At 41.2% G+C, this 18,469-nt stretch carries 16 protein-coding genes and 7 tRNA genes; 17 read left to right on the top strand and 6 right to left on the bottom strand.

Going from position 1 to position 18,469, the window contains the following annotated elements; genetic code table 11:
- Positions 1-233: 233 nt before the first annotated feature.
- From HYD28_12760 to speB, 4 genes are all read left to right on the top strand, one after another.
- Positions 234-1,211, top strand: a complete 978-nt coding sequence (locus HYD28_12760) for a transposase (protein QLE09756.1) — start codon at positions 234-236, stop codon at positions 1,209-1,211.
- A 470-nt stretch (positions 1,212-1,681) separates the two neighbouring features.
- Complete coding sequence (locus tag HYD28_12755; GenBank protein ID QLE09755.1) at positions 1,682-2,143, top strand: GNAT family N-acetyltransferase; 462 nt, start codon at positions 1,682-1,684, stop codon at positions 2,141-2,143.
- A gap of 748 nt (positions 2,144-2,891) precedes the next feature.
- Positions 2,892-4,805: a biosynthetic arginine decarboxylase gene (gene speA / locus HYD28_12750; GenBank protein QLE09754.1), complete on the top strand. Its 1,914-nt coding sequence runs from the start codon at positions 2,892-2,894 to the stop codon at positions 4,803-4,805.
- Between the two features lie 3 nt (positions 4,806-4,808).
- Positions 4,809-5,732, top strand: a complete 924-nt coding sequence (gene speB / locus HYD28_12745) for an agmatinase (protein ID QLE09753.1) — start codon at positions 4,809-4,811, stop codon at positions 5,730-5,732.
- A 56-nt stretch (positions 5,733-5,788) separates the two neighbouring features.
- On the opposite strand, the gene HYD28_12740 is transcribed toward speB, so the two are convergent.
- Both HYD28_12740 and gloB read right to left on the bottom strand, forming a co-directional pair.
- Entirely contained in the window at positions 5,789-7,375 is a 1,587-nt protein-coding gene (locus tag HYD28_12740; GenBank protein QLE09752.1) for a LysM peptidoglycan-binding domain-containing protein, read from the bottom strand.
- Between the two features lie 147 nt (positions 7,376-7,522).
- Positions 7,523-8,296: a hydroxyacylglutathione hydrolase gene (gene gloB / locus HYD28_12735; protein QLE09751.1), complete on the bottom strand. Its 774-nt coding sequence runs from the start codon at positions 8,294-8,296 to the stop codon at positions 7,523-7,525.
- A 53-nt stretch (positions 8,297-8,349) separates the two neighbouring features.
- Between gloB and HYD28_12730 the strand changes: the two genes are divergently transcribed.
- Positions 8,350-9,108, top strand: coding sequence for a methyltransferase domain-containing protein (locus tag HYD28_12730; GenBank protein QLE09750.1), 759 nt, complete (start codon positions 8,350-8,352; stop codon positions 9,106-9,108).
- Here HYD28_12730 and HYD28_12725 read toward each other — a convergent pair.
- Together HYD28_12725 and rnhA are read right to left on the bottom strand one after the other, a co-directional pair.
- Positions 9,079-9,942 carry an MBL fold metallo-hydrolase gene (locus tag HYD28_12725; GenBank protein QLE09749.1) on the bottom strand — a complete coding sequence of 288 codons (864 nt, stop codon included), beginning with the start codon at positions 9,940-9,942 and terminating at the stop codon, positions 9,079-9,081. The genes HYD28_12730 and HYD28_12725 overlap by 30 nt on opposite strands.
- An 89-nt stretch (positions 9,943-10,031) precedes the next feature.
- Positions 10,032-10,499, bottom strand: a complete 468-nt coding sequence (gene rnhA / locus HYD28_12720) for a ribonuclease HI (protein ID QLE09748.1) — start codon at positions 10,497-10,499, stop codon at positions 10,032-10,034.
- A gap of 68 nt (positions 10,500-10,567) precedes the next feature.
- On the opposite strand from rnhA, the gene dnaQ reads away from it, so the two are divergent.
- The 10 genes from dnaQ to HYD28_12670 all read left to right on the top strand — a co-directional run bounded on the left by dnaQ (position 10,568) and on the right by HYD28_12670 (position 14,496).
- Entirely contained in the window at positions 10,568-11,278 is a 711-nt protein-coding gene (gene dnaQ, locus HYD28_12715) for a DNA polymerase III subunit epsilon (protein ID QLE09747.1), read from the top strand.
- A 9-nt stretch (positions 11,279-11,287) separates the two neighbouring features.
- Positions 11,288-12,661, top strand: coding sequence for a TIGR03503 family protein (locus HYD28_12710; GenBank protein QLE09746.1), 1,374 nt, complete (start codon positions 11,288-11,290; stop codon positions 12,659-12,661).
- A gap of 98 nt (positions 12,662-12,759) precedes the next feature.
- A tRNA-Asp gene (locus HYD28_12705) sits at positions 12,760-12,836 on the top strand.
- 27 nt (positions 12,837-12,863) lie between these two features.
- Positions 12,864-12,940 (top strand) — tRNA-Asp (locus HYD28_12700).
- A gap of 41 nt (positions 12,941-12,981) precedes the next feature.
- Positions 12,982-13,058 (top strand) — tRNA-Asp (locus tag HYD28_12695).
- A 29-nt stretch (positions 13,059-13,087) separates the two neighbouring features.
- Positions 13,088-13,164: transfer RNA gene (locus HYD28_12690), tRNA-Asp, on the top strand.
- 37 nt (positions 13,165-13,201) lie between these two features.
- Positions 13,202-13,278: transfer RNA gene (locus HYD28_12685), tRNA-Asp, on the top strand.
- Between the two features lie 31 nt (positions 13,279-13,309).
- Positions 13,310-13,386, top strand: a tRNA-Asp gene (locus tag HYD28_12680).
- A gap of 50 nt (positions 13,387-13,436) precedes the next feature.
- Positions 13,437-13,513, top strand: a tRNA-Asp gene (locus HYD28_12675).
- Positions 13,514-13,770: 257 nt separating this feature from the next.
- Entirely contained in the window at positions 13,771-14,496 is a 726-nt protein-coding gene (locus tag HYD28_12670; GenBank protein QLE09745.1) for a helix-turn-helix transcriptional regulator, read from the top strand.
- Between the two features lie 23 nt (positions 14,497-14,519).
- Here the strand turns inward: HYD28_12670 and HYD28_12665 are convergent, their stop codons facing one another.
- Positions 14,520-14,984 carry a sel1 repeat family protein gene (locus HYD28_12665; protein ID QLE09744.1) on the bottom strand — a complete coding sequence of 155 codons (465 nt, stop codon included), beginning with the start codon at positions 14,982-14,984 and terminating at the stop codon, positions 14,520-14,522.
- Positions 14,985-15,105: 121 nt separating this feature from the next.
- Here HYD28_12665 and HYD28_12660 point away from each other — a divergent pair, with 121 nt between their 5' ends.
- Complete coding sequence (locus HYD28_12660) at positions 15,106-16,398, top strand: NCS2 family permease (protein QLE09743.1); 1,293 nt, start codon at positions 15,106-15,108, stop codon at positions 16,396-16,398.
- Between the two features lie 26 nt (positions 16,399-16,424).
- Here the strand turns inward: HYD28_12660 and HYD28_12655 are convergent, their stop codons facing one another.
- A complete protein-coding gene (locus HYD28_12655; protein QLE09742.1) occupies positions 16,425-17,183 on the bottom strand; it encodes a hypothetical protein in 759 nt (252 codons plus the stop codon).
- Between the two features lie 298 nt (positions 17,184-17,481).
- On the opposite strand from HYD28_12655, the gene cysB reads away from it, so the two are divergent.
- Entirely contained in the window at positions 17,482-18,459 is a 978-nt protein-coding gene (gene cysB, locus HYD28_12650; GenBank protein ID QLE09741.1) for an HTH-type transcriptional regulator CysB, read from the top strand.
- Positions 18,460-18,469 lie beyond the last annotated feature (10 nt).

The raw sequence follows: 18,469 nt of genomic DNA, 5'->3' as shown, positions 1-18,469 counted from the left end.
ATATGGTTTTAACGATATTTGAACAGCTTTTTTCCGTAACAAAGTGTTTAACTCTTTACATGGACTAACTCTTTACATGGACAGTCACTTTAAGCCTAGCTCTCAGCTGTATTCCAAGGGAAGAAATTTAAATAGACAGTCATTACACTTAACTGTTTTTGCAGCACAAGAGTTTTTGTCTACACTTTAGTTACAGCCCATGCATTTTAAATTATCGGTTCAAGGAGTGGACGATGGCTATAGCAAGGAAGCGGCAAATCTGTTTGTCGAATACTAAATACTATCACTGTGTATCCCGATGCGTTAGACGCGCCTACCTTTGCGGAGAAGATACTCTCACAGGTAAATCATATGAACATCGCCGAGGGTGGGTTGAAGATCGTCTGCTTGTTCTTGCGAAGGTATTTTGTATTGATGTGTGTGCTTATGCCGTGATGAGTAATCATACTCATATTGTGCTTTATGTAGATGATAAAAAAGCAAATAGGTTAACCGATAAGGCCGTTCTTCTACGCTGGAATAAGCTCAGTAAAATGACGCCTTTAGGTCAAAACTTCCTCCGTGGTGAGCACTTGAGTGACGTTCAACAGGCCTTTTTAAATAAAGAGGTTGTAGAATACAGAGCGCGCCTTTCTAGTATTAGTTGGTTCATGCGAATGCTTAATGAGTATATTGCCAGGCGTGCAAATAAAGAAGACGAATGTACCGGGCATTTTTGGGAAGGGCGCTTCAAGAGCCAAGCACTACTTGATGAATCTGCTCTTTTAGCGTGCATGGCCTATGTTGATTTAAACCCTGTTCGTGCAGAGGTTGCGAGGACCCCAGAGCAATCTAACTATACAAGTTTTAAAAAGCGAAGCCAAAGTGCGAAGAATTCAAAACAACCTCAGCTACTAGCTCGTTTTGTTGGTGGTATGAACAAGAATAAATCAAAGGGAATACCTTTTGAGTTAAAGTCATACCTGTTACTTGTAGAGCAGACAGGGCGTCGTATTAGCACGGATAAACGCGGATATATAGATCATCATTTACCTCCTATCCTTGAGAGGCTTAATCTCGAGCCAGCAAATTGGCTAACATTAACAACACAGTTTGAACATTTATTTCACGGTGCTGTAGGTCGAATACAAGCTATTGAAAACTACTGTAGTAAAACTGCTCGAAAGCGGCGAAGTAACAGGACTAATAGTCTATTACTGTTAGCTAGTTAATTCTTTTATGTGATTTTTGTAATATTATTTTTTAAAACCATTACTTTGAAATGGCTAGCGTTTCTCAAATTAATCAAAATCAGTTTTAAGATTAAAGGAAAAGAAAGACCTTTATAGTTAAGCGGGCTTTGCAAGGTCAAGTTTAGAGAGATTGAGAGGAGTTTTAACCTAAGTCTAAGGTTTTTATTTTTAAGTGCCTGTCCATTTTAGTTAAATTAAAAACTAAAGTGACTGTCTTCTTAAAGTTGTCAGTAAAAATCATTAATCTTTAATTGAGCGGTGTAGGTTGGACTTTAATTTTTATCAACTGGGCGTTTTTTCAGTTACATACTGTTGAACTAAGCGATAGTATGGCGGTCTGAACAGTACCTATAAAAATGAATATTGAAAACAACAGTAGAGGATTAAACTAATATCCGATATCATTGTTAACATCATTAACAAAAACGACATATAAAAATGGGAGTTTTATGCAGTTAGTCGATTTAAATCCACATGATCCTGAAGTAGTACACGTGTTTTCTGATATAGACCGACTCATAAACTCATTATATCCTGTTGCAACCGCTCAATCCTTAAGTGTTGAAGGACTTGCTGAACCTAATGTTTATGCCATTGGCTTGAAAAATGAAGATGGTATCGTTGCTTGTGGTGCAATCGTGATGCAAGAAGGCAATCCTCCATATGGTGAGATCCGCCGCCTATATGTAAAACCAAGTTACCGTGGTAAAGGTTTATCACGTCGAATTATGCAAATACTCTTGCATCACGCAGGTGAGCAGCAAATTCCGCTTATTCGATTAGAAACAGGCCCTAAACAAACAGAATCCATTAGCCTATATGAAAACTTAGGCTTCAATCGTTGTGGTCCGTTTGGTAACTATAGCGAAAATCCACAAAGTTTATTTATGGAGTTAGGGCTTAACCAGTAAGTTAGGTATTAAGCCATGTTTTATTGAGGTTATCCTAATTTATAAATATTCCTTACAATTCATATGTTTTGTTACGATTTTTTTGATTACTGCCTGTGGTGATAAGTCACAAGTATCTATTACTTCTAAGAGTAAGCAACCCGACTTTACTATTGATACCACCCAGTTCTACTTAAACTCATGTCACTCCCTAACTGGTGTCTTCAATCATAATGGCACTATAGAATCAAAAGTTATTCTTACATTTCCTTATCGGCCTTTAAGTGTTTGCACTGATAAACAATCACAGCTTAATTTTGATGGTACTTATCTTACTGTAAAAATTTGCCGCACATCTTTTGGTGCAGGAGGGTGTGGGGTTGAAAAGTTTCGGACAAAGGACTTTGAAAATTGGCAAGAGTACATCGGTATTACGTGGCATGATAACGAGCAATATGAGGCATGGAGGCGTTTGGGATCGAACTCAACAAAAGCAGATGAAATCACAAAAGTAGTGCCTGTCCTCTAAAATGCCTGTCCTCTAAAATACTCTAAAATGAAAAACAGTCCACTAATATGTATTCTTGTTTACAGTGCCTGTCCTTAAATAATTTTGAGTATGGGTAGGGAATTATCGATTCGTTTTTCACATTAAAAATCACTCGTTACGAGTAAAAATTCTTGTTGGACTTGAATCACTATTTTTCTTTTAATGCGCGGCAACAACCCTTGCCGTTTTTGGCATTACTAAAATAAAAGAGAAAGATAGATGAAAGAGACAACATCACTAGAACAAGCTCGCACGAGTTACAATGTTCGTCATTGGAGCCAAGGTTTTTTTGGTATTAATGATCAAGGTGATGTGTATGTTGCGCCAAAGGCCCATGCCCCAGAGCAAACCATTGCACTAATCGATATCGCACAGCAATTACAAGACAAAGGCTTAAGCTTGCCTGCGTTGGTTCGTTTTCCACAAATTTTACATCATCGTGTACATAGCTTATGTCAGGCATTTAACACGGCGATTGAAAATTATGGTTATCCGAAAGACTATTTGCTTGTTTATCCAATTAAAGTAAACCAACAACGCGAAGTTGTTGAAGAAATAGTTGCAAGCCAAGCTGATATTGAAAAGAAGCAATTGGGTCTAGAAGCGGGCAGTAAACCTGAGCTATTAACGGTTTTAGCCATGGCTGAAAAAACCAGTGCTGTAATTGTATGTAATGGCTATAAAGACCAAGAATACATTCGTTTAGCACTGATTGGCGAGAAGCTAGGTCACAAGGTTTACATTGTTCTTGAAAAACTGTCTGAGCTAGACATGGTGCTTAGCCAAGCAAAAGAGTTAAACGTAAAGCCACGCATTGGTATTCGTGTACGTTTAGCGTCGCAAGGTAAGGGCAAGTGGCAAGCAAGTGGTGGCGAAAAATCGAAATTTGGTTTGTCGGCATCGCAAGTACTCAGTGTGGTTAATCGTTTAAAAGCGTCTGATCAACTTGATCTGATCCAACTTGTACACTTTCACCTTGGCTCGCAAATGGCAAACATCCGCGATGTTCGCTTAGGTGTGAGTGAAGCTGCGCGTTTTTACTGTGAGTTACGCAAATTAGGTGCACAAATTGATTGTTTAGATGTAGGTGGCGGTTTAGCGGTAGATTATGACGGTACACGAAGCCAGTCTCATAACTCAATGAACTACAGCTTAAGTGAATACGCTAATAACATTGTATACACCATTGGTGATACCTGTAAGTTATATGAGCAACCCATGCCGCGCATTATTTCTGAATCAGGTCGTGCGTTAACAGCGCACCATGCTGTATTGATTTCGAATGTTATTGGTACCGAAAGCTATGTACCAGAGGACATTCAAGCGCCAGCCGCTGATGCACCCCTACTGTTAAAGAATATGTGGACATCATGGCAGCAGTTAAGTGATGACAATGACGACCGTGCATTAATTGAAATTTATCATGATAGCCAAGGTGATTTAGCCGAAGCACATAATCAATTTGCACTTGGCTTATTAGATTTAACAGAGCGAGCATGGGCGGAGCAAGTTAACTTACGTGTATGTTATGAACTTAACAAACATATGGATAACAAAAACCGTTTTCATCGTCCGATTATTGATGAATTAAATGCGCGTTTAGCAGATAAGTTTTTTGTGAACTTTTCATTGTTCCAGTCATTACCGGATGCATGGGGTATTGACCAAGTGTTTCCTGTTTTGCCTTTAAGTGGTTTGACAGAGGCACCACAAAAGCGTGCAGTGTTACTTGATATTACCTGCGACTCAGATGGTGCTATGGAGCACTATGTCGATGGTCAAGGTATTGAAAGCACCTTGCCGGTACCAGCATTTAGCGAAGAAAAACCTTATTTAATGGGCTTTTTCTTAGTGGGTGCTTACCAAGAGATTTTAGGTGATATGCATAATTTATTTGGTGACACGCACAGTGCAATTATAAAAATGGACGAGCAGGGTCAGGCGAAAATCACTGAAGTTAACGAGGGTGATACCGTTGCTGACATGATGCGTTATGTACATTTAGATGTAGAAGGTTTTCAGCAATCTTACGCCCAACTGGTAGCGGCAAAATTACCAGAATCAGAGCAGCAAAGCGTATTAGATGAGTTGCAAACTGGCTTAAATGGTTACACTTATTTAGAAGAGTTATAAGCAATGTCGACATTGTTTGACCACACAGATCATTCGTTATATTCAAACGGCATGACGTTTCTACGTCAGCCGATGGTGCAAAACATCACTGCAATCGATGCCGATGTAGTGGTGCTAGGTTTACCATTTGACCTGGCGACCTCTGGTCGCCCAGGTGCACGTTTAGGCCCTGATGCAATTCGTCGTGCCTCTGTGCACCTTGCGTGGGAAGAAATCAAGTACCCGTGGACGTTCCCGTTGTTTGAGCGTTTAAAATTAGCTGATGCTGGTGATTTTACCTACCCAGTAGGTGACCCAGAATATTTTACAGCGCAATTAGAATTAGCGGCTGAGCAAATTCTTCGTCAAGGTAAAACATTATTAGGCTTAGGTGGCGACCATTTTGTGACTTTGCCTTTACTGCGCGCCCATGCTAAGCAATACGGTAAGATGGCATTAGTTCATTTTGATGCTCACACAGATACTTACAGCAATGGCTCACGTTATGATCACGGTACCATGTTTTATCATGCGCCGATGGAAGGACTCATTGATGTTGAACACAGTATTCAAATTGGTATTCGTACTGACTTTGATCAGAGCAAACATGAGTTTGCGGTGATTGATGCAATGGCTGCCAATGATTTACCTGCACAAGATATCGCTGAGCAAATCAAAGCACGCGTGGGTGACTTACCTGTGTATCTAACCTTTGATATTGACTGCCTTGACCCTGCATTCGCTCCAGGGACAGGCACACCTGTGTGTGGTGGCTTAACAAGCGATAAAGTGCTTAAGGTGCTTCGTGCATTGAAGGGCATTAATATGGTCGGTATGGATGTGGTTGAAGTATCGCCATCATATGATCAAAGTGAATTAACCGCGATTGCCGCAGCGACCATTGCCAATGAGTTATTACACTTATGGGCTTTAAAGCATAAATACTAAGTGAGAGAGACAAAGAGCGCCTAAAGGCGCTCTTTTTTTAACATAAAATGAAGCCGTTATGCGCTTCGTACATCAACTTTTAACTTAAGCTTTTGCCCAGGCTGAATGTATTTTTGTCCAGCTAATGAGTTCCATTTAATAATATCTTGCACAGAAACATTAAACTTAGCGGCAATTCGCGCTAACGAGTCACCACGACGAACTTTATAGGTAATTGTTCGCTCTTTGGTTTGTGTCGCAGCAAGTTGTGACTTTTCTTCCTTATATACAGTTAGCTTTTGACCAACACGAAGCACTGAATTTTTTTTCAGCTTATTCCATGTTGCTAGTTCTGCAATAGTCACATCGTACTCACGGCTGATATCCCAAAGTGTATCGCCACTGGCGACTTTATGGCTTAGCTTTTTACGTGTTGCTTTATTCGCTGCCATACGTACTGATTTTGGTAAATGCTGGCTATTTATCTCACCATCACTTAGTGGCACAAGTAATTGCTGACCAACACGAATAGTATTCGATGAAAGTTTATTCAGCGTTTTAATGGCATTTGTACTTGTAGAAAACTTCTTCGCAATCACAGATAAGCTGTCACCACGTGCAACCACATATTGCTGCCAGCGCAGTCGGTCTTTTTGCTCTGTTTTTGCTAGTCTCTCAGAAAACGATTCAACTTTATCTGACGGTAATAATAAAAAGTGCGGTCCATTTGGATCAGTCGCCCAGCGATTAAAACCAGGGTTCAAACGATAAAGTTCAGTTAAGCTAATATCTGCCATATCAGCAGCGAGTGCCAAGTCGATTTGGCTACCTACATTAACCGCTTCAACTACTTGAGCATTAATAATTGGCTGCCACTTCACACCAAACTCGTCGCTGCGTTTTACTAGATCAGACAGCGCTAACAGCTTTGGTACGTACGAAGTGGTTTCTTTTGGTAAATCAAGTGACCAAAAATCCGTTGGTAAATGCTTTTTACGGTTCTTTTTAATGGCGCGAAGTAAACGACCTTCACCTGAGTTATAGGCCGCAATGGCATTTAGCCAATCGCCTTCTAAGGTTTTGTGTAAATATGATAAGTAATCTAGCGCTGCACGGGTCGATTGCACAATGTCACGACGACCGTCATACCACCAGTTTTGTTTTAAATCGAAACGCTCACCGGTCTGTGGCATAAATTGCCAGATACCTGAAGCACTGCGGTGCGAATAGCCAAATGGGTCAAATGCACTTTCTACAATGGGTAAAAGGGCAATTTCGATTGGCATTTGACGTTTTTCGACTTCTTCAACAATGAAGTATAGGTATGGCTCAGCTCGCTTCGAGATACGATCTAAATAGGCCTGATGACGCGCATAATAGTTACGCTCAGCAACAACAGGGCGGTTTTGTGGCACATCAATCGAAAGCTGGTAGCGAATACGTTCCCATACATCATCAAATACAGGAGGCGGCTCATCAATATCGGTTAATTGTTGATACTGAGCGTTGATCATCAATGCATCATTGATGTCGCTCGGACTTGCGCCGTCTAATTGTTGCTCAACATTATTGTTCGCAACATCTGTACTTGCTGAGTCAGAGGCTGTTAATTGACAGCCACTTAAAATCAGCGCAAGTGATAAAACTAAAGGAGACTTATACATATATACCCATACATCAGGTAAAAAAACTCGGCGAATATTACCTGCTCTGAGAACATATTGCCACTTTATGACCAGTTTATGTCAGCTTATTATTGCAAGATGCTGATCTAAATATACAAAATTGTAAACACTGGCGTTTACGTTTATTTAAAAGTTATCTTTCCAAGCTCTGAGACCTGAAAAGCGTTGCCAAGGTTCATTCAGATCCAAATTAATTTTTAGCTCATCAGGCAGCTCATCGGTGATAGTTGCTACGTTGCTACGCAAAAATGGATTTATTTGTTTTTCAACGCCTAACTGAGTTGGCAGGCTTATTTCGCCGTTGGCGCGCAGCATATCTACTTTATCACTGTAGTTGAGTAGGTATTCATTATTTGGTTCAACGGCTTTTGCAAAGGCTAAGTTGGCTTGCGTGTATTCATGAGTGCAATAGATTTTACACTCATCTGGCAGGGCTCTTAATTTACATAGCGAGTGCCACATTTGCTCAGCACTGCCTTCAAATAATCGTCCGCAGCCAGCACTAAATAAGGTGTCGCCAGTAAAACTTAATTCGTCATTAATGTAACAAACATGGTCTAGGGTATGACCGGGTGTCGCAAGCACGGTAAAAGTGTAATCATACACAGTGACTTTATCCGTTTCTGATACGCCATGAGTAATGCCTTTAAAAGGGCTATGTCTTGGCCCATAAACCGGAATATCACGACATGCCTTAACCAGTGCAGCAACGCCATCGGTATGGTCATAGTGGTGATGGGTAATCAAAATACCGCAAAGTGTTAAGTTTTGCTCGTTTAGGTAGTTTAAAACAGGTTCTGCTTGACCTGGGTCTACAACCCATGCAGTTTGCTCAGCCTCATTGCTGATGCACCAAATGTAATTATCAGAAAAGGCTTTAATTGCTTTAACTTGCACCATGTTTAATTGCTCTATAAAGTGACAGTTAACACACAGTATAACGAGCTCAGAAAATGAAACCAGCCCTTAGTTTTCAAGAAGGTCCTAAGCCATACTCTTGGCAGCAGTTCCCTCATGGTGACTATTTACGTGCTGAAATTGAACGTAAGCTAACGCCATGGCTGCCACGCATGTTTGGCTATCACATGCTCAAACTTGGTAATTTAAGTGGTGAGCTGGCAACTAGTGAAAGTCCTATTAAGCATCAAGTTTGTGTAGCAGAGCAGGGGTTATTTACCGGTGTAATTGCGGATGTAGACGAACTGCCTTTTTATGAGCACAGTGTTGATGCATGTATTTTATCGCATTGCTTAGAATATCATTCTGATCCGCACCACATCTTACGCGAAGCACACCGTACTTTAATTCCCGGTGGCTATCTGGTGATCACGGGCTTTAACCCGTTTAGCTTGTGTGGATTGGCGCAGCTTTTACCTTTTAGTCGCCAAAAGCTTCCTTGGACAGGGCGCTTTTTTACACCGTCGCGAGTAAAAGATTGGCTGAATCTATTGGGTTTTGAGATTATTTCGGATGAGCGATTTATCCATTCATCGCTTGCAAGAGGGAGCCGTTTATCACGCTTTGCTGCTTGGCGTAGTTTTGGTCAACAATATTTAAAGCCAATGGGGAGTGTTTATATGCTGGTGGCTCGAAAACGTGTGGCCCCGCTTACACCAATTAAACCTAAATGGCATGCAAGGCCGCAATTTTCGCCGGTAAAAGGAGCTGGGCTTAGACAAACATCAAAGCAGCACTGTGAGCGGGATAGCTAAATAGTGTTGGTGAGTATCCGTTTTGCTTGGGTATTGGCCTGCACGAATATTTAATTGAATAGAAGGGTGCAGCAGCTTTGGTACAGCTAAAGTTGCATCGCGGTCTTCCCGAGTTGCAATAAAGCTTTGTTTATCGCCTTTTAAATGAATGTTTTGCTCACGCTGCTCTTTCACTGTGGTTTTGTTCGCGAGAGGGCGGCCATCTGGTTGGTAGTCATGACACATCCAAAGTACCGTGTCGTCAGGTAAAGCTAAAATACGTTGTAGTGAATCATATAACTCGGCTGCACTACCGCCAGGGAAGTCACAGCGGGCTGTGCCGCTGTCTGGCATAAAGAAGGTGTCACCTACAAATACATTGCCATCAATGTGGTAACACACACTATCAGGAGTGTGGCCCGGTGTGGCAATCACATCAACCGTGTAATCACCTAACTGAAATTGTGCTTTATTAGCAAATAAGGCATCAAACGGTTCACCATTACATGGCATATCTAGATTATAAAGTTGGCTAAAGTGTTTTTGAACGTGTGTGATCCCTTCGCCTGTACCAAGCTTACAGGGATGTGTGTTTTGTAATTGTTGCTTTATATAACTTGCTGCGGTGATATGGTCAGCATGTGCATGGGTCTCAAGTAGCCATTGTAATGTGAGCTGCTCAGTCTTTATGTAGCTGATGATCTCATTGGCTGTTGTAAAACTTAACTCACCACTTGGCATATCAAAATCAGCGGGTGCATCAATCAGCAAGCAATCTTTAGTGCTTTCACAACTAACTAAATAACAGAGAGTGGCGCTTTGTTGATGATAAAAAGAGTGAATGCGCAGAGCCATAATGAGTCCTTTATAATTCTTTATAGCCAAATCTTATACCATATAACAAAAATATAAAACGGCCTGCGCCAAGTTTATTTCAAGCCTCCTTAATTACCGTCGTAACCTGTGTCTTCAAGTAATTTATCGCTGCCAGCAGCTTCGCGAGCAAGATCGTCAACAATTTCATTATATTTATTGCCGCTATGGCCCTTTACCCAGCGCCATTCTACGTCATGCTGTTGGCATGCTGCATCAAGTCGTTTCCATAAATCGACATTCTTGACTGGCTTTTTTGCTGCTGTTTTCCAGCCGCGTTTTTTCCAATTTTCGACCCATGACTCAATCCCTTGTTTCACATATTGGCTATCGGTTGTCAGAATGACGTGACAAGAGCGGGTGAGGGTTTCTAGTGCAACGATAGCTGCGAGCATTTCCATCCGATTATTTGTTGTTAGGGTATAACCTTGACTTAATTGCTTCTCGTGGCCGTTGTATCGCATCACGATGCCATAACCTCCAGGCCCTGGATTACCTAAACATGATCCATCGGTGTAAATCTCTACGGTTTTCTGCACTGTTTTACCTTGATATTGTGTACAATAAAGTGATGATAGAAAGATACCAGAGTCAGGCTTAAGACGATATGGCACATAGACAAATAGTTTTAGATACAGAAACCACGGGTATTGACCCAAAGCAAGGCCACCGCATTATTGAAATCGGTTGTGTTGAACTTGTTAATCGCCGCCTTACTGGCAACAACTTTCATGTGTATATCAATCCACAGCGTGAAATAGAAGAAGAAGCGATAGACGTTCACGGTATAACCAATGAATTTTTGCGTGATAAGCCTTTATACCACCAGATTGCTCATGAATTTTTAGAATATATTCGCGGCGCTGAGCTTGTAATCCACAACGCTGCGTTCGATATCGGTCACATGGACAATGAATTTGCATTGTTAAATCAAGGTTTTCCGAATACTGCCGATGTATGTAGTGTACTTGATACTTTGAAAATGGCGCGTGACTTGCATCCAGGTCAAAAGAATAACCTTGATGCACTTTGTCGTCGTTACGATATTGATAACTCAAAGCGTACCTTACACGGCGCACTGCTGGATTCCGAAATTCTAGCAGATGTTTACCTTTCTATGACGGGTGGACAAGTAAAGCTGAATCTTAATCAAAATAAAGATGAAAGCTCAACACAACAAGCTGGTGGTATTCGCCGACTTAGTGCTGATAGAGCACCGCTTGTCGTATTAAGAGCAACAGAACAAGAGCACGCCGCTCATGAAGAGCGTTTAGACTTGGTCGCTAAAGGTGGTCAATGCTTATGGCGTGCAGAATAGGGTAATAAAATGAGAAAACAACTACTAGCAGGATTAGTGTGTTTAATTCCCTTAACGGGATTTGCCAACGAGCAAGATAAAATAACCCCATTAGAACGTGATGGGGTGCAAAATGAAATTCCCCTGCTAGAGAACCGTTTTCGTATTGACCATAAAATCGATAAAGTTACTTTACTCTTCTTTCGTAAGCGCGGTGCGCCTGCCGTTGTTTTAGTTCGCCCTGATGGTACCAAGTACTATGCTACTGACTCAGTCAAAAATGATGACCTCGACTGGCATGATGAATTAAGCTATGACTTGATCACCATCAGCAACCCAATGCCTGGTCCCTGGCAAGTAGTCGGCAGCATTTTGCCAGATAGCCGTATAATGGTGCTGGGTGAAATAGAGCTTAATGTTGATCCACTCCCGCCTATGCTGTTTCGTGGAGAAACAGTCAAACTGACTGGCCGCGTATTAAATGATGGTGAGCCTATAGAAGTTGGCCAGTTTCGTGATGTAATAAGTCTACACGTTGATTTTGTCAGCACGAATAATAGTGATTTCGCAAACTTTGGCGCAGGTACGCAAAGTGTTACCGATTTTAGAGATGATGGGCGTGGCTTTGATGAGCGTCCTCTTGATGGTGTGTTTACCGGTGAATTTAAGCTGATATTCCCAGCCGGGGAGTGGCAACCCGAGCTTTATATAGAAACCCCTATATTAAAGCGTACCGTGGTACAAAAACCCATTGTCGTGCACGAACCGCCTTTTGCTTACGAAATAGCACTTGCTGAGCAAGATGAAGATGATCACATTTTAACGATCACCTTAAATCCTGAAATCGTCAAACCAGAAACAGTGCTTATTCAAGGAAAAATATATTACCCCAATAATGAAGAGCAAATGTTCTCTTTAGATGCTGATAAATCGCAAACACGTGAGCTTGCCATTAAAAATTATGATTGGGGTCGATACAGTGTCGAGCTTTCTGTATTTGGTAGCAATATAAATGACCGTGAATTTATGGCTACTTTACCTACTTATAAATTTGAAATAGAGCGCCCAATTGAAGCTGTACCAGAAATTGTTCGCCCTGAAATTGATTTAGAAGCGCAAGCGGAGCAACAACGAATTCTTGAAGAAGAACAAAAAACATCCACCATGCTCATGGTGACCTTAATTGTTGTTGGAAATTTAACCGTACTTTTATTGGGTTGGCTAGCAATTAGAATTTTTGTTCAAAAGAAACCGCTTAAATTTAAATTTTCGTTACCGTTTTTAAAGAAAAAAAATCAAACCGAAAATGATGAGCAAGCAACGAATGAAAATGAAGTTGGCAAAAACGGCTCAAAAAATGACAAATCAGGTGAAATTTTAAACCTTTCGATGTCAGATGACTAAAAAACCTGTAAAAATACAAAAAACCCCTTGACGAACCAGAGGGTGATTCGTATTATTCACGCCGCTGTCAGGGGAGACTCAGTCAGCAACGAAAATGTGGAGTGGTAGTTCAGTTGGTTAGAATACCGGCCTGTCACGCCGGGGGTCGCGGGTTCGAGTCCCGTCCACTCCGCCAATTTTCGACAATTTGTAAGTATGCGCTGGAGTGGTAGTTCAGTTGGTTAGAATACCGGCCTGTCACGCCGGGGGTCGCGGGTTCGAGTCCCGTCCACTCCGCCAATTACTTGCACAACTTATGGTTGTAAAACATTTTTCTTTGCGGAGTGGTAGTTCAGTTGGTTAGAATACCGGCCTGTCACGCCGGGGGTCGCGGGTTCGAGTCCCGTCCACTCCGCCAATAGGAAAATAAATAGCATTAGATACTGCGGAGTGGTAGTTCAGTTGGTTAGAATACCGGCCTGTCACGCCGGGGGTCGCGGGTTCGAGTCCCGTCCACTCCGCCACTATTTAAACGCTATTTTATTACAAAATTTGTATCGCGGAGTGGTAGTTCAGTTGGTTAGAATACCGGCCTGTCACGCCGGGGGTCGCGGGTTCGAGTCCCGTCCACTCCGCCAACAAATTAAGTAATAACAATGATATCTCTGCGGAGTGGTAGTTCAGTTGGTTAGAATACCGGCCTGTCACGCCGGGGGTCGCGGGTTCGAGTCCCGTCCACTCCGCCATTTGATATCATAAACAAATTAAGTGCATTACCCCATGCACATACCACTGCGGAGTGGTAGTTCAGTTGGTTAGAATACCGGCCTGTCACGCCGGGGGTCGCGGGTTCGAGTCCCGTCCACTCCGCCATTTGTTTTCCTCAAACAAATGATTAGATAAATCTTTACATTACAGCGTACTTTTCTCTTATACTGACATCGTATCTCGTATCTCGTATCTCGTATCTCGTATCTCGTATCTCGTATCTCGTATCTCGTATCTCGTATCTCGTATCTCGTATATTTCTTCCTATCTTGCTAATATTCTTAATTATTTCTATTTATTCAGCTTCTTATATCTGCATGAATAGCAAAGAATAGTGGCTCCACTACAAAAGGAAATGCGTTATGAGTACATTCGGAACACAACTAAAACACTATCGCTGTGAGCTAAAACTAAGCCAACCAGAATTTGCTGAGCAAATAGGGATAGAGCAAAGTTACCTATCAAAACTTGAGAACGATAAATCAGTGCCTTCAAATGACACATTTCGTTCGATACTAACGGCGCTCAACCTAACAATTTGTGACTTTATGGAGCCATTAAAACACTCGGCAGATAAAGCTAGGTTGATTAATGTGCCTGACATTGAAGCTTGGTATAAGCGACAAAGTAATAAACAATTCATTAAACAGCGCTCATTGATATATGTTGCCATACTGTTGAGTGCGCTAGGCTGTGCCATGTTTTATTTAGGGCATCAAGAAAAGCTATTCAATACAATGTTCTATGAGTACAAATCATACGGTGAAGTGAAAGATAATGAACCAGATGGCATTTTTCATGATTGGCGAACGCTACTCGTTGAACAAAGCCGCGAGAAAATAGATGCAAAACGTCGAGAAATGATTAGCAGGCATGATTTTAAATTTATTATCTCAGCTGACTATAAGGGCATCTCGTTTGTAGAGCCTGGCGAGCAAGACAGCAGACGCTTATACAGCCTTACTTCAAAAACACCTATTATCAAGCCGCATAAAGGCCATGTGTGGCTTGAGTTTTTAGGTATCTTATTGCTTGTGGTTGGTGCAGGTCTCATCACATTTGAGAGTAAACTGACAAGACAGCATTAATGAGTTGCAGAACCTGACGCGTGTTAGCTCGCGTCAGGGTCACGAGGAATTAAATGAGCAAACTGTTGCTGGTGGATTTGTTCGTATAAGGTCGCTGCATAGCTTTGCGCATCATGTAATCGGCGAGTACTAATGTGCTTTCTAAGGTCATCAAGTGCTGCCGTTGCAGGCTCATAACCTTGGCTACTTGCCAGACTTAACCACACCGCGCCATGAAAAACACTGTGCGGTACACCTTGCCCTTTGATGAAAAACAGCCCCATATAAAATTGCGCTCTATGGTTACCCGCCATAGCTGCTAGGCGCATCCATTTGGCTGCAAGGGGAGGTTGTTCATTTTTTAAATAATACAAAGCTTTGTTTAGTACGTTTTCAACAGATTGAGTACTTTTATCTGGCGCCGACCCTTTATCGGGTTGGGTAATAAAGGCAAGTACATTATCAAGCTGTTGCTCTAAATCTAAGCCTACTGGCGAATTATCAGACATAGTTTAGTTATTTTCTTGAATTAAAAGACCTTATTAGTTTAGAACATTGCAAGGCAAAATGTCCTCTTATTGAGATAAAATATGATAAAATTAGCCAATTAATCTCAACTTAAAGTTCAACATGTTCGAAAGACTTTTCAAAATCACTGAAAACAACACCTCTGTGCGCCGCGAGACTATTGCTGGCATCACAACATTCATTACCATGGTTTACATTGTATTTGTTAACCCTGCCATGCTAGCAGAAGCGGGAATGGATCAAGGTGCGGCATTCGTAGCAACCTGTATTGCTGCTGCAATTGGCTGTTTTATCATGGGTTTATGGGCAAACTACCCATTAGCACTGGCTCCGGGTATGGGCTTAAACGCCTTCTTCACTTATGGTGTTGTTTTGGGCATGGGCTACACTTGGCAAGCTGCATTAGGTGCAGTTTTTATGTCTGGCTGTATTTTCTTATTCTTAAGCCTATTTAAGGTGAGAGAGTGGATCATTGACGCTATTCCACTGGTATTAAAGCGTGCCATTGCCACAGGTATCGGTGCTTTCTTAGCGCTTATTGCATTGAAAAACGCTGGGATTATCGTAGCAAGCCCTGCAACCTTAGTGCAGTTAGGCGATATCACAGCCCCAGGTCCACTACTTGCGATTTTTAGCTTCTTTGTTATTGCTGCGCTGTTATATCGCGATATGAAAAGCGGCGTGCTTATTAGTATTTTACTAGTAACGGCTATTGCGCTTGGTTTAGACCTTGTGGAATATCAAGGAATTATTTCAATGCCGCCTTCAATTGCACCAACCTTTATGCAATTGGACTTTGCAGCCGCATTCGAAATCTCAATGCTAACAGTGGTTTTTGCGTTCTTATTTGTTGATTTGTTTGATACTTCAGGCACTTTAGTTGCTGTAACGCAAAAAGCAGGTCTTGCTGATGAACAAGGTAAAATGCCTCGTTTAGGTCGTGCATTAAGTGCCGACAGCACAGCTACCATTGCAGGTTCAATGCTTGGTACATCAACAACAACGTCTTACATTGAATCAGTAGCAGGTGTGTCAGTGGGCGGCCGTACAGGTCTTACTGCTGTGGTTGTAGGCATTTGTTTTTTGTTAATGATGTTCTTTGCGCCACTTGCTAGTATGATCCCAGCTTATGCAACTGCGGGTGCGATTTTGTATGTTGCTGTTTTAATGATGCAAAACTTAAAGCTGGTAAATTGGGACGATATGACAGATGCAATCCCTGTCAGCGTGGTATTATTAATGACACCGCTCACTTTCTCGATTGCACACGGTATTGCACTTGGTTTTATTTCTTATACTGCAGTGAAGTTGGTATGTGGTAAAAAAGATGAAATCAGTATTAGTGTGTGGGTATTAACAGCGCTGTTTATTGTTAAGTTTGCGTTTTTATCTTAATTAGCACAAAGCAAAGAAAAAGTGGTTTACCACTTTTTCTTTGGTGCGAATAATACATCTAAATCGTCTTGCTCTTGTTCTGCTTTTTTCTTCAGTGACGTTGCATTTGATGCTTTTAATTCAGAACTAATCGTTTCTAGATAATTCTCTACTTCTTGCTTTTTGGTATTAACATAATCATCGCTATAGCTAACTGCGCTGAGAGTCGCAAGTGCCTTTTCAAAATACTGTCTGGCAGAACCCACCATGTTTGCTGAACGGGCAGAGATACCACGCTTAATTTGGCTTTCTACATTGATTCGCAGTTGTAACTTTTCAAGACGTTTATCTTCAGCAACAAATATTTGGCTATCTATTTTACCTTTGCCATGCTCTGAGCGAAGTAAGGCACGTAATTTCTTTATCCCTTGAATTAGGGCAATCAGTTGTTTGTCGTTATCTGGTAGGGCTAATGCATCACTATTATTAGCTTCGATTGGAGAGGCTAAACGTTCTTTTGATTCTTTTAATCTGTTTTTCAATTCTTTTGAGCTTGGAGAGAGCTCTACCATACCTGCTAAAGCATCATAAATACGACGCTGAATAATACGTAGGATATTTTCAGACATTGGGATATTGGCACTGTTAAGCAGTACATCCTCTGCTTCTTCAATGATTTTTTTCTGTTTTGTAAGCTCTTTACGGCGCTCTGCTTCTTGTTTTTCTTTATGTTGTTGCACTGCACTGACCCATAGTGCGATCACAATTAATGCAACAATGAGCATGATGATGATAGAAACAATCATTACTAAATCTCAGTTTTAACTATCTAATTTTTTTATCTTACATTAAAAAGATTAGATCTGAACAGTTTTGCGGTTAGTTATCTCGAATAAACTTCTTACACTTACTACTTTATAATGAGTATAGCCTTAAACTAGCACCTTTATTGAATATTTTGCGAGTAAACACCGCTACCGAGCTGTAATTTAATGTGTTAGCCTTAGAAACAATCGATATAAATGTATAGCGCGATGAAATATCGCTTGGCATTGCGCTTTACAGCCTTTATAAATAAACAATAACAACGTCTACAATGCAGCCATGAAACTACAACAACTCAGATATATAGTCGAAGTCCAAAATCATAAACTGAATGTATCCGCAACAGCAGAAAGTTTATTTACCTCGCAACCGGGGATCTCGAAACAAGTTCGTATGCTTGAAGACGAACTCGGTGTACAGATCTTTGGCCGCAGTGGTAAACACCTTACCCATGTAACCAGTGCAGGTAACGAAATTATTAATATCTCACGGGAAATACTGTCGAAAGTTGAAGGTATTAAAGCGGTTGCCAATGAGCATACCTTACCCGATCAAGGTAAGCTTAATATTGCGACTACTCATACTCAGGCTCGTTATGCATTGCCGAATGTTATTCAAGGTTTTATGAAAAAGTACCCAGCTGTTTCGCTGCACATGCATCAAGGTACGCCGCAACAAATTTCAGATGCTGCAGCACGCGGCGATGCTGACTTTGCCATTGCGACTGAGGCATTGCATTTATATTCTGATTTAGTCATGTTGCCTTGTTATCACTGGAATCGCAGTATTGTTGTGGCAAAAACACATCCGCTCGCGCAAAAGGCTGATAATTTAACGGTTGCCGATGTGGCTAAATACCCACTTATTACTTATGTGTTTGGTTTTACGGGTCGTTCTGAATTAGATAAAGCTTTCAATGCGCATGGGCTTGAGCCGCATATTGTATTTACTGCAACCGACGCTGATGTAATCAAAACCTATGTCCGTTTAGGGCTAGGTGTGGGTGTTGTGGCGTCTATGGCGATTGATCAAATAACTGATTCTGATTTAGTGTGTATTGATGCAAGCCACTTATTTGAAGCGAGCACTACCAAAATTGGTTTTAGAAAAGGCAGCTTTTTACGCAGCTACATGTATGATTTTATTGAGCGTTTTGCACCACACTTAACTAAAGAGTTAGTGGAAAAAGCAAGCTTATTACGTAATCAAGAAGATGTTGATAAACTATTTGAAAACATTGAGTTACCAGTAAAATAGATATAAAGAA

Source organism: Pseudoalteromonas shioyasakiensis (assembly GCA_013391845.1).
GTDB classification, from domain to species: Bacteria; Pseudomonadota; Gammaproteobacteria; order Enterobacterales; family Alteromonadaceae; genus Pseudoalteromonas; species Pseudoalteromonas apostichopi.
The sequence above is the reverse complement of the archived record's forward strand: the minus strand, read 5'-3'. Positions and strand labels throughout refer to the sequence as shown.

Excerpts from the sequence above, each read along its gene's own strand:
- HYD28_12710 (QLE09746.1), top strand. The coding sequence starts at position 11,288 with ATGAGAAAACAACTACTAGCAGGATTAGTGTGTTTAATTCCCTTAACG.
- HYD28_12660 (QLE09743.1), top strand. The coding sequence starts at position 15,106 with ATGTTCGAAAGACTTTTCAAAATCACTGAAAACAACACCTCTGTGCGC.
- HYD28_12755 (QLE09755.1), top strand. The coding sequence starts at position 1,682 with ATGCAGTTAGTCGATTTAAATCCACATGATCCTGAAGTAGTACACGTG.
- dnaQ (QLE09747.1), top strand. The coding sequence starts at position 10,568 with ATGGCACATAGACAAATAGTTTTAGATACAGAAACCACGGGTATTGAC.
- cysB (QLE09741.1), top strand. The coding sequence starts at position 17,482 with ATGAAACTACAACAACTCAGATATATAGTCGAAGTCCAAAATCATAAA.
- speB (QLE09753.1), top strand. The coding sequence starts at position 4,809 with ATGTCGACATTGTTTGACCACACAGATCATTCGTTATATTCAAACGGC.
- HYD28_12760 (QLE09756.1), top strand. The coding sequence starts at position 234 with ATGGCTATAGCAAGGAAGCGGCAAATCTGTTTGTCGAATACTAAATAC.
- HYD28_12740 (QLE09752.1), bottom strand. The coding sequence starts at position 7,375 with ATGTATAAGTCTCCTTTAGTTTTATCACTTGCGCTGATTTTAAGTGGC.
- HYD28_12725 (QLE09749.1), bottom strand. The coding sequence starts at position 9,942 with ATGGCTCTGCGCATTCACTCTTTTTATCATCAACAAAGCGCCACTCTC.
- speA (QLE09754.1), top strand. The coding sequence starts at position 2,892 with ATGAAAGAGACAACATCACTAGAACAAGCTCGCACGAGTTACAATGTT.
- HYD28_12655 (QLE09742.1), bottom strand. The coding sequence starts at position 17,183 with ATGATTGTTTCTATCATCATCATGCTCATTGTTGCATTAATTGTGATC.
- gloB (QLE09751.1), bottom strand. The coding sequence starts at position 8,296 with ATGGTGCAAGTTAAAGCAATTAAAGCCTTTTCTGATAATTACATTTGG.
- HYD28_12730 (QLE09750.1), top strand. The coding sequence starts at position 8,350 with ATGAAACCAGCCCTTAGTTTTCAAGAAGGTCCTAAGCCATACTCTTGG.
- HYD28_12670 (QLE09745.1), top strand. The coding sequence starts at position 13,771 with ATGAGTACATTCGGAACACAACTAAAACACTATCGCTGTGAGCTAAAA.
- HYD28_12665 (QLE09744.1), bottom strand. The coding sequence starts at position 14,984 with ATGTCTGATAATTCGCCAGTAGGCTTAGATTTAGAGCAACAGCTTGAT.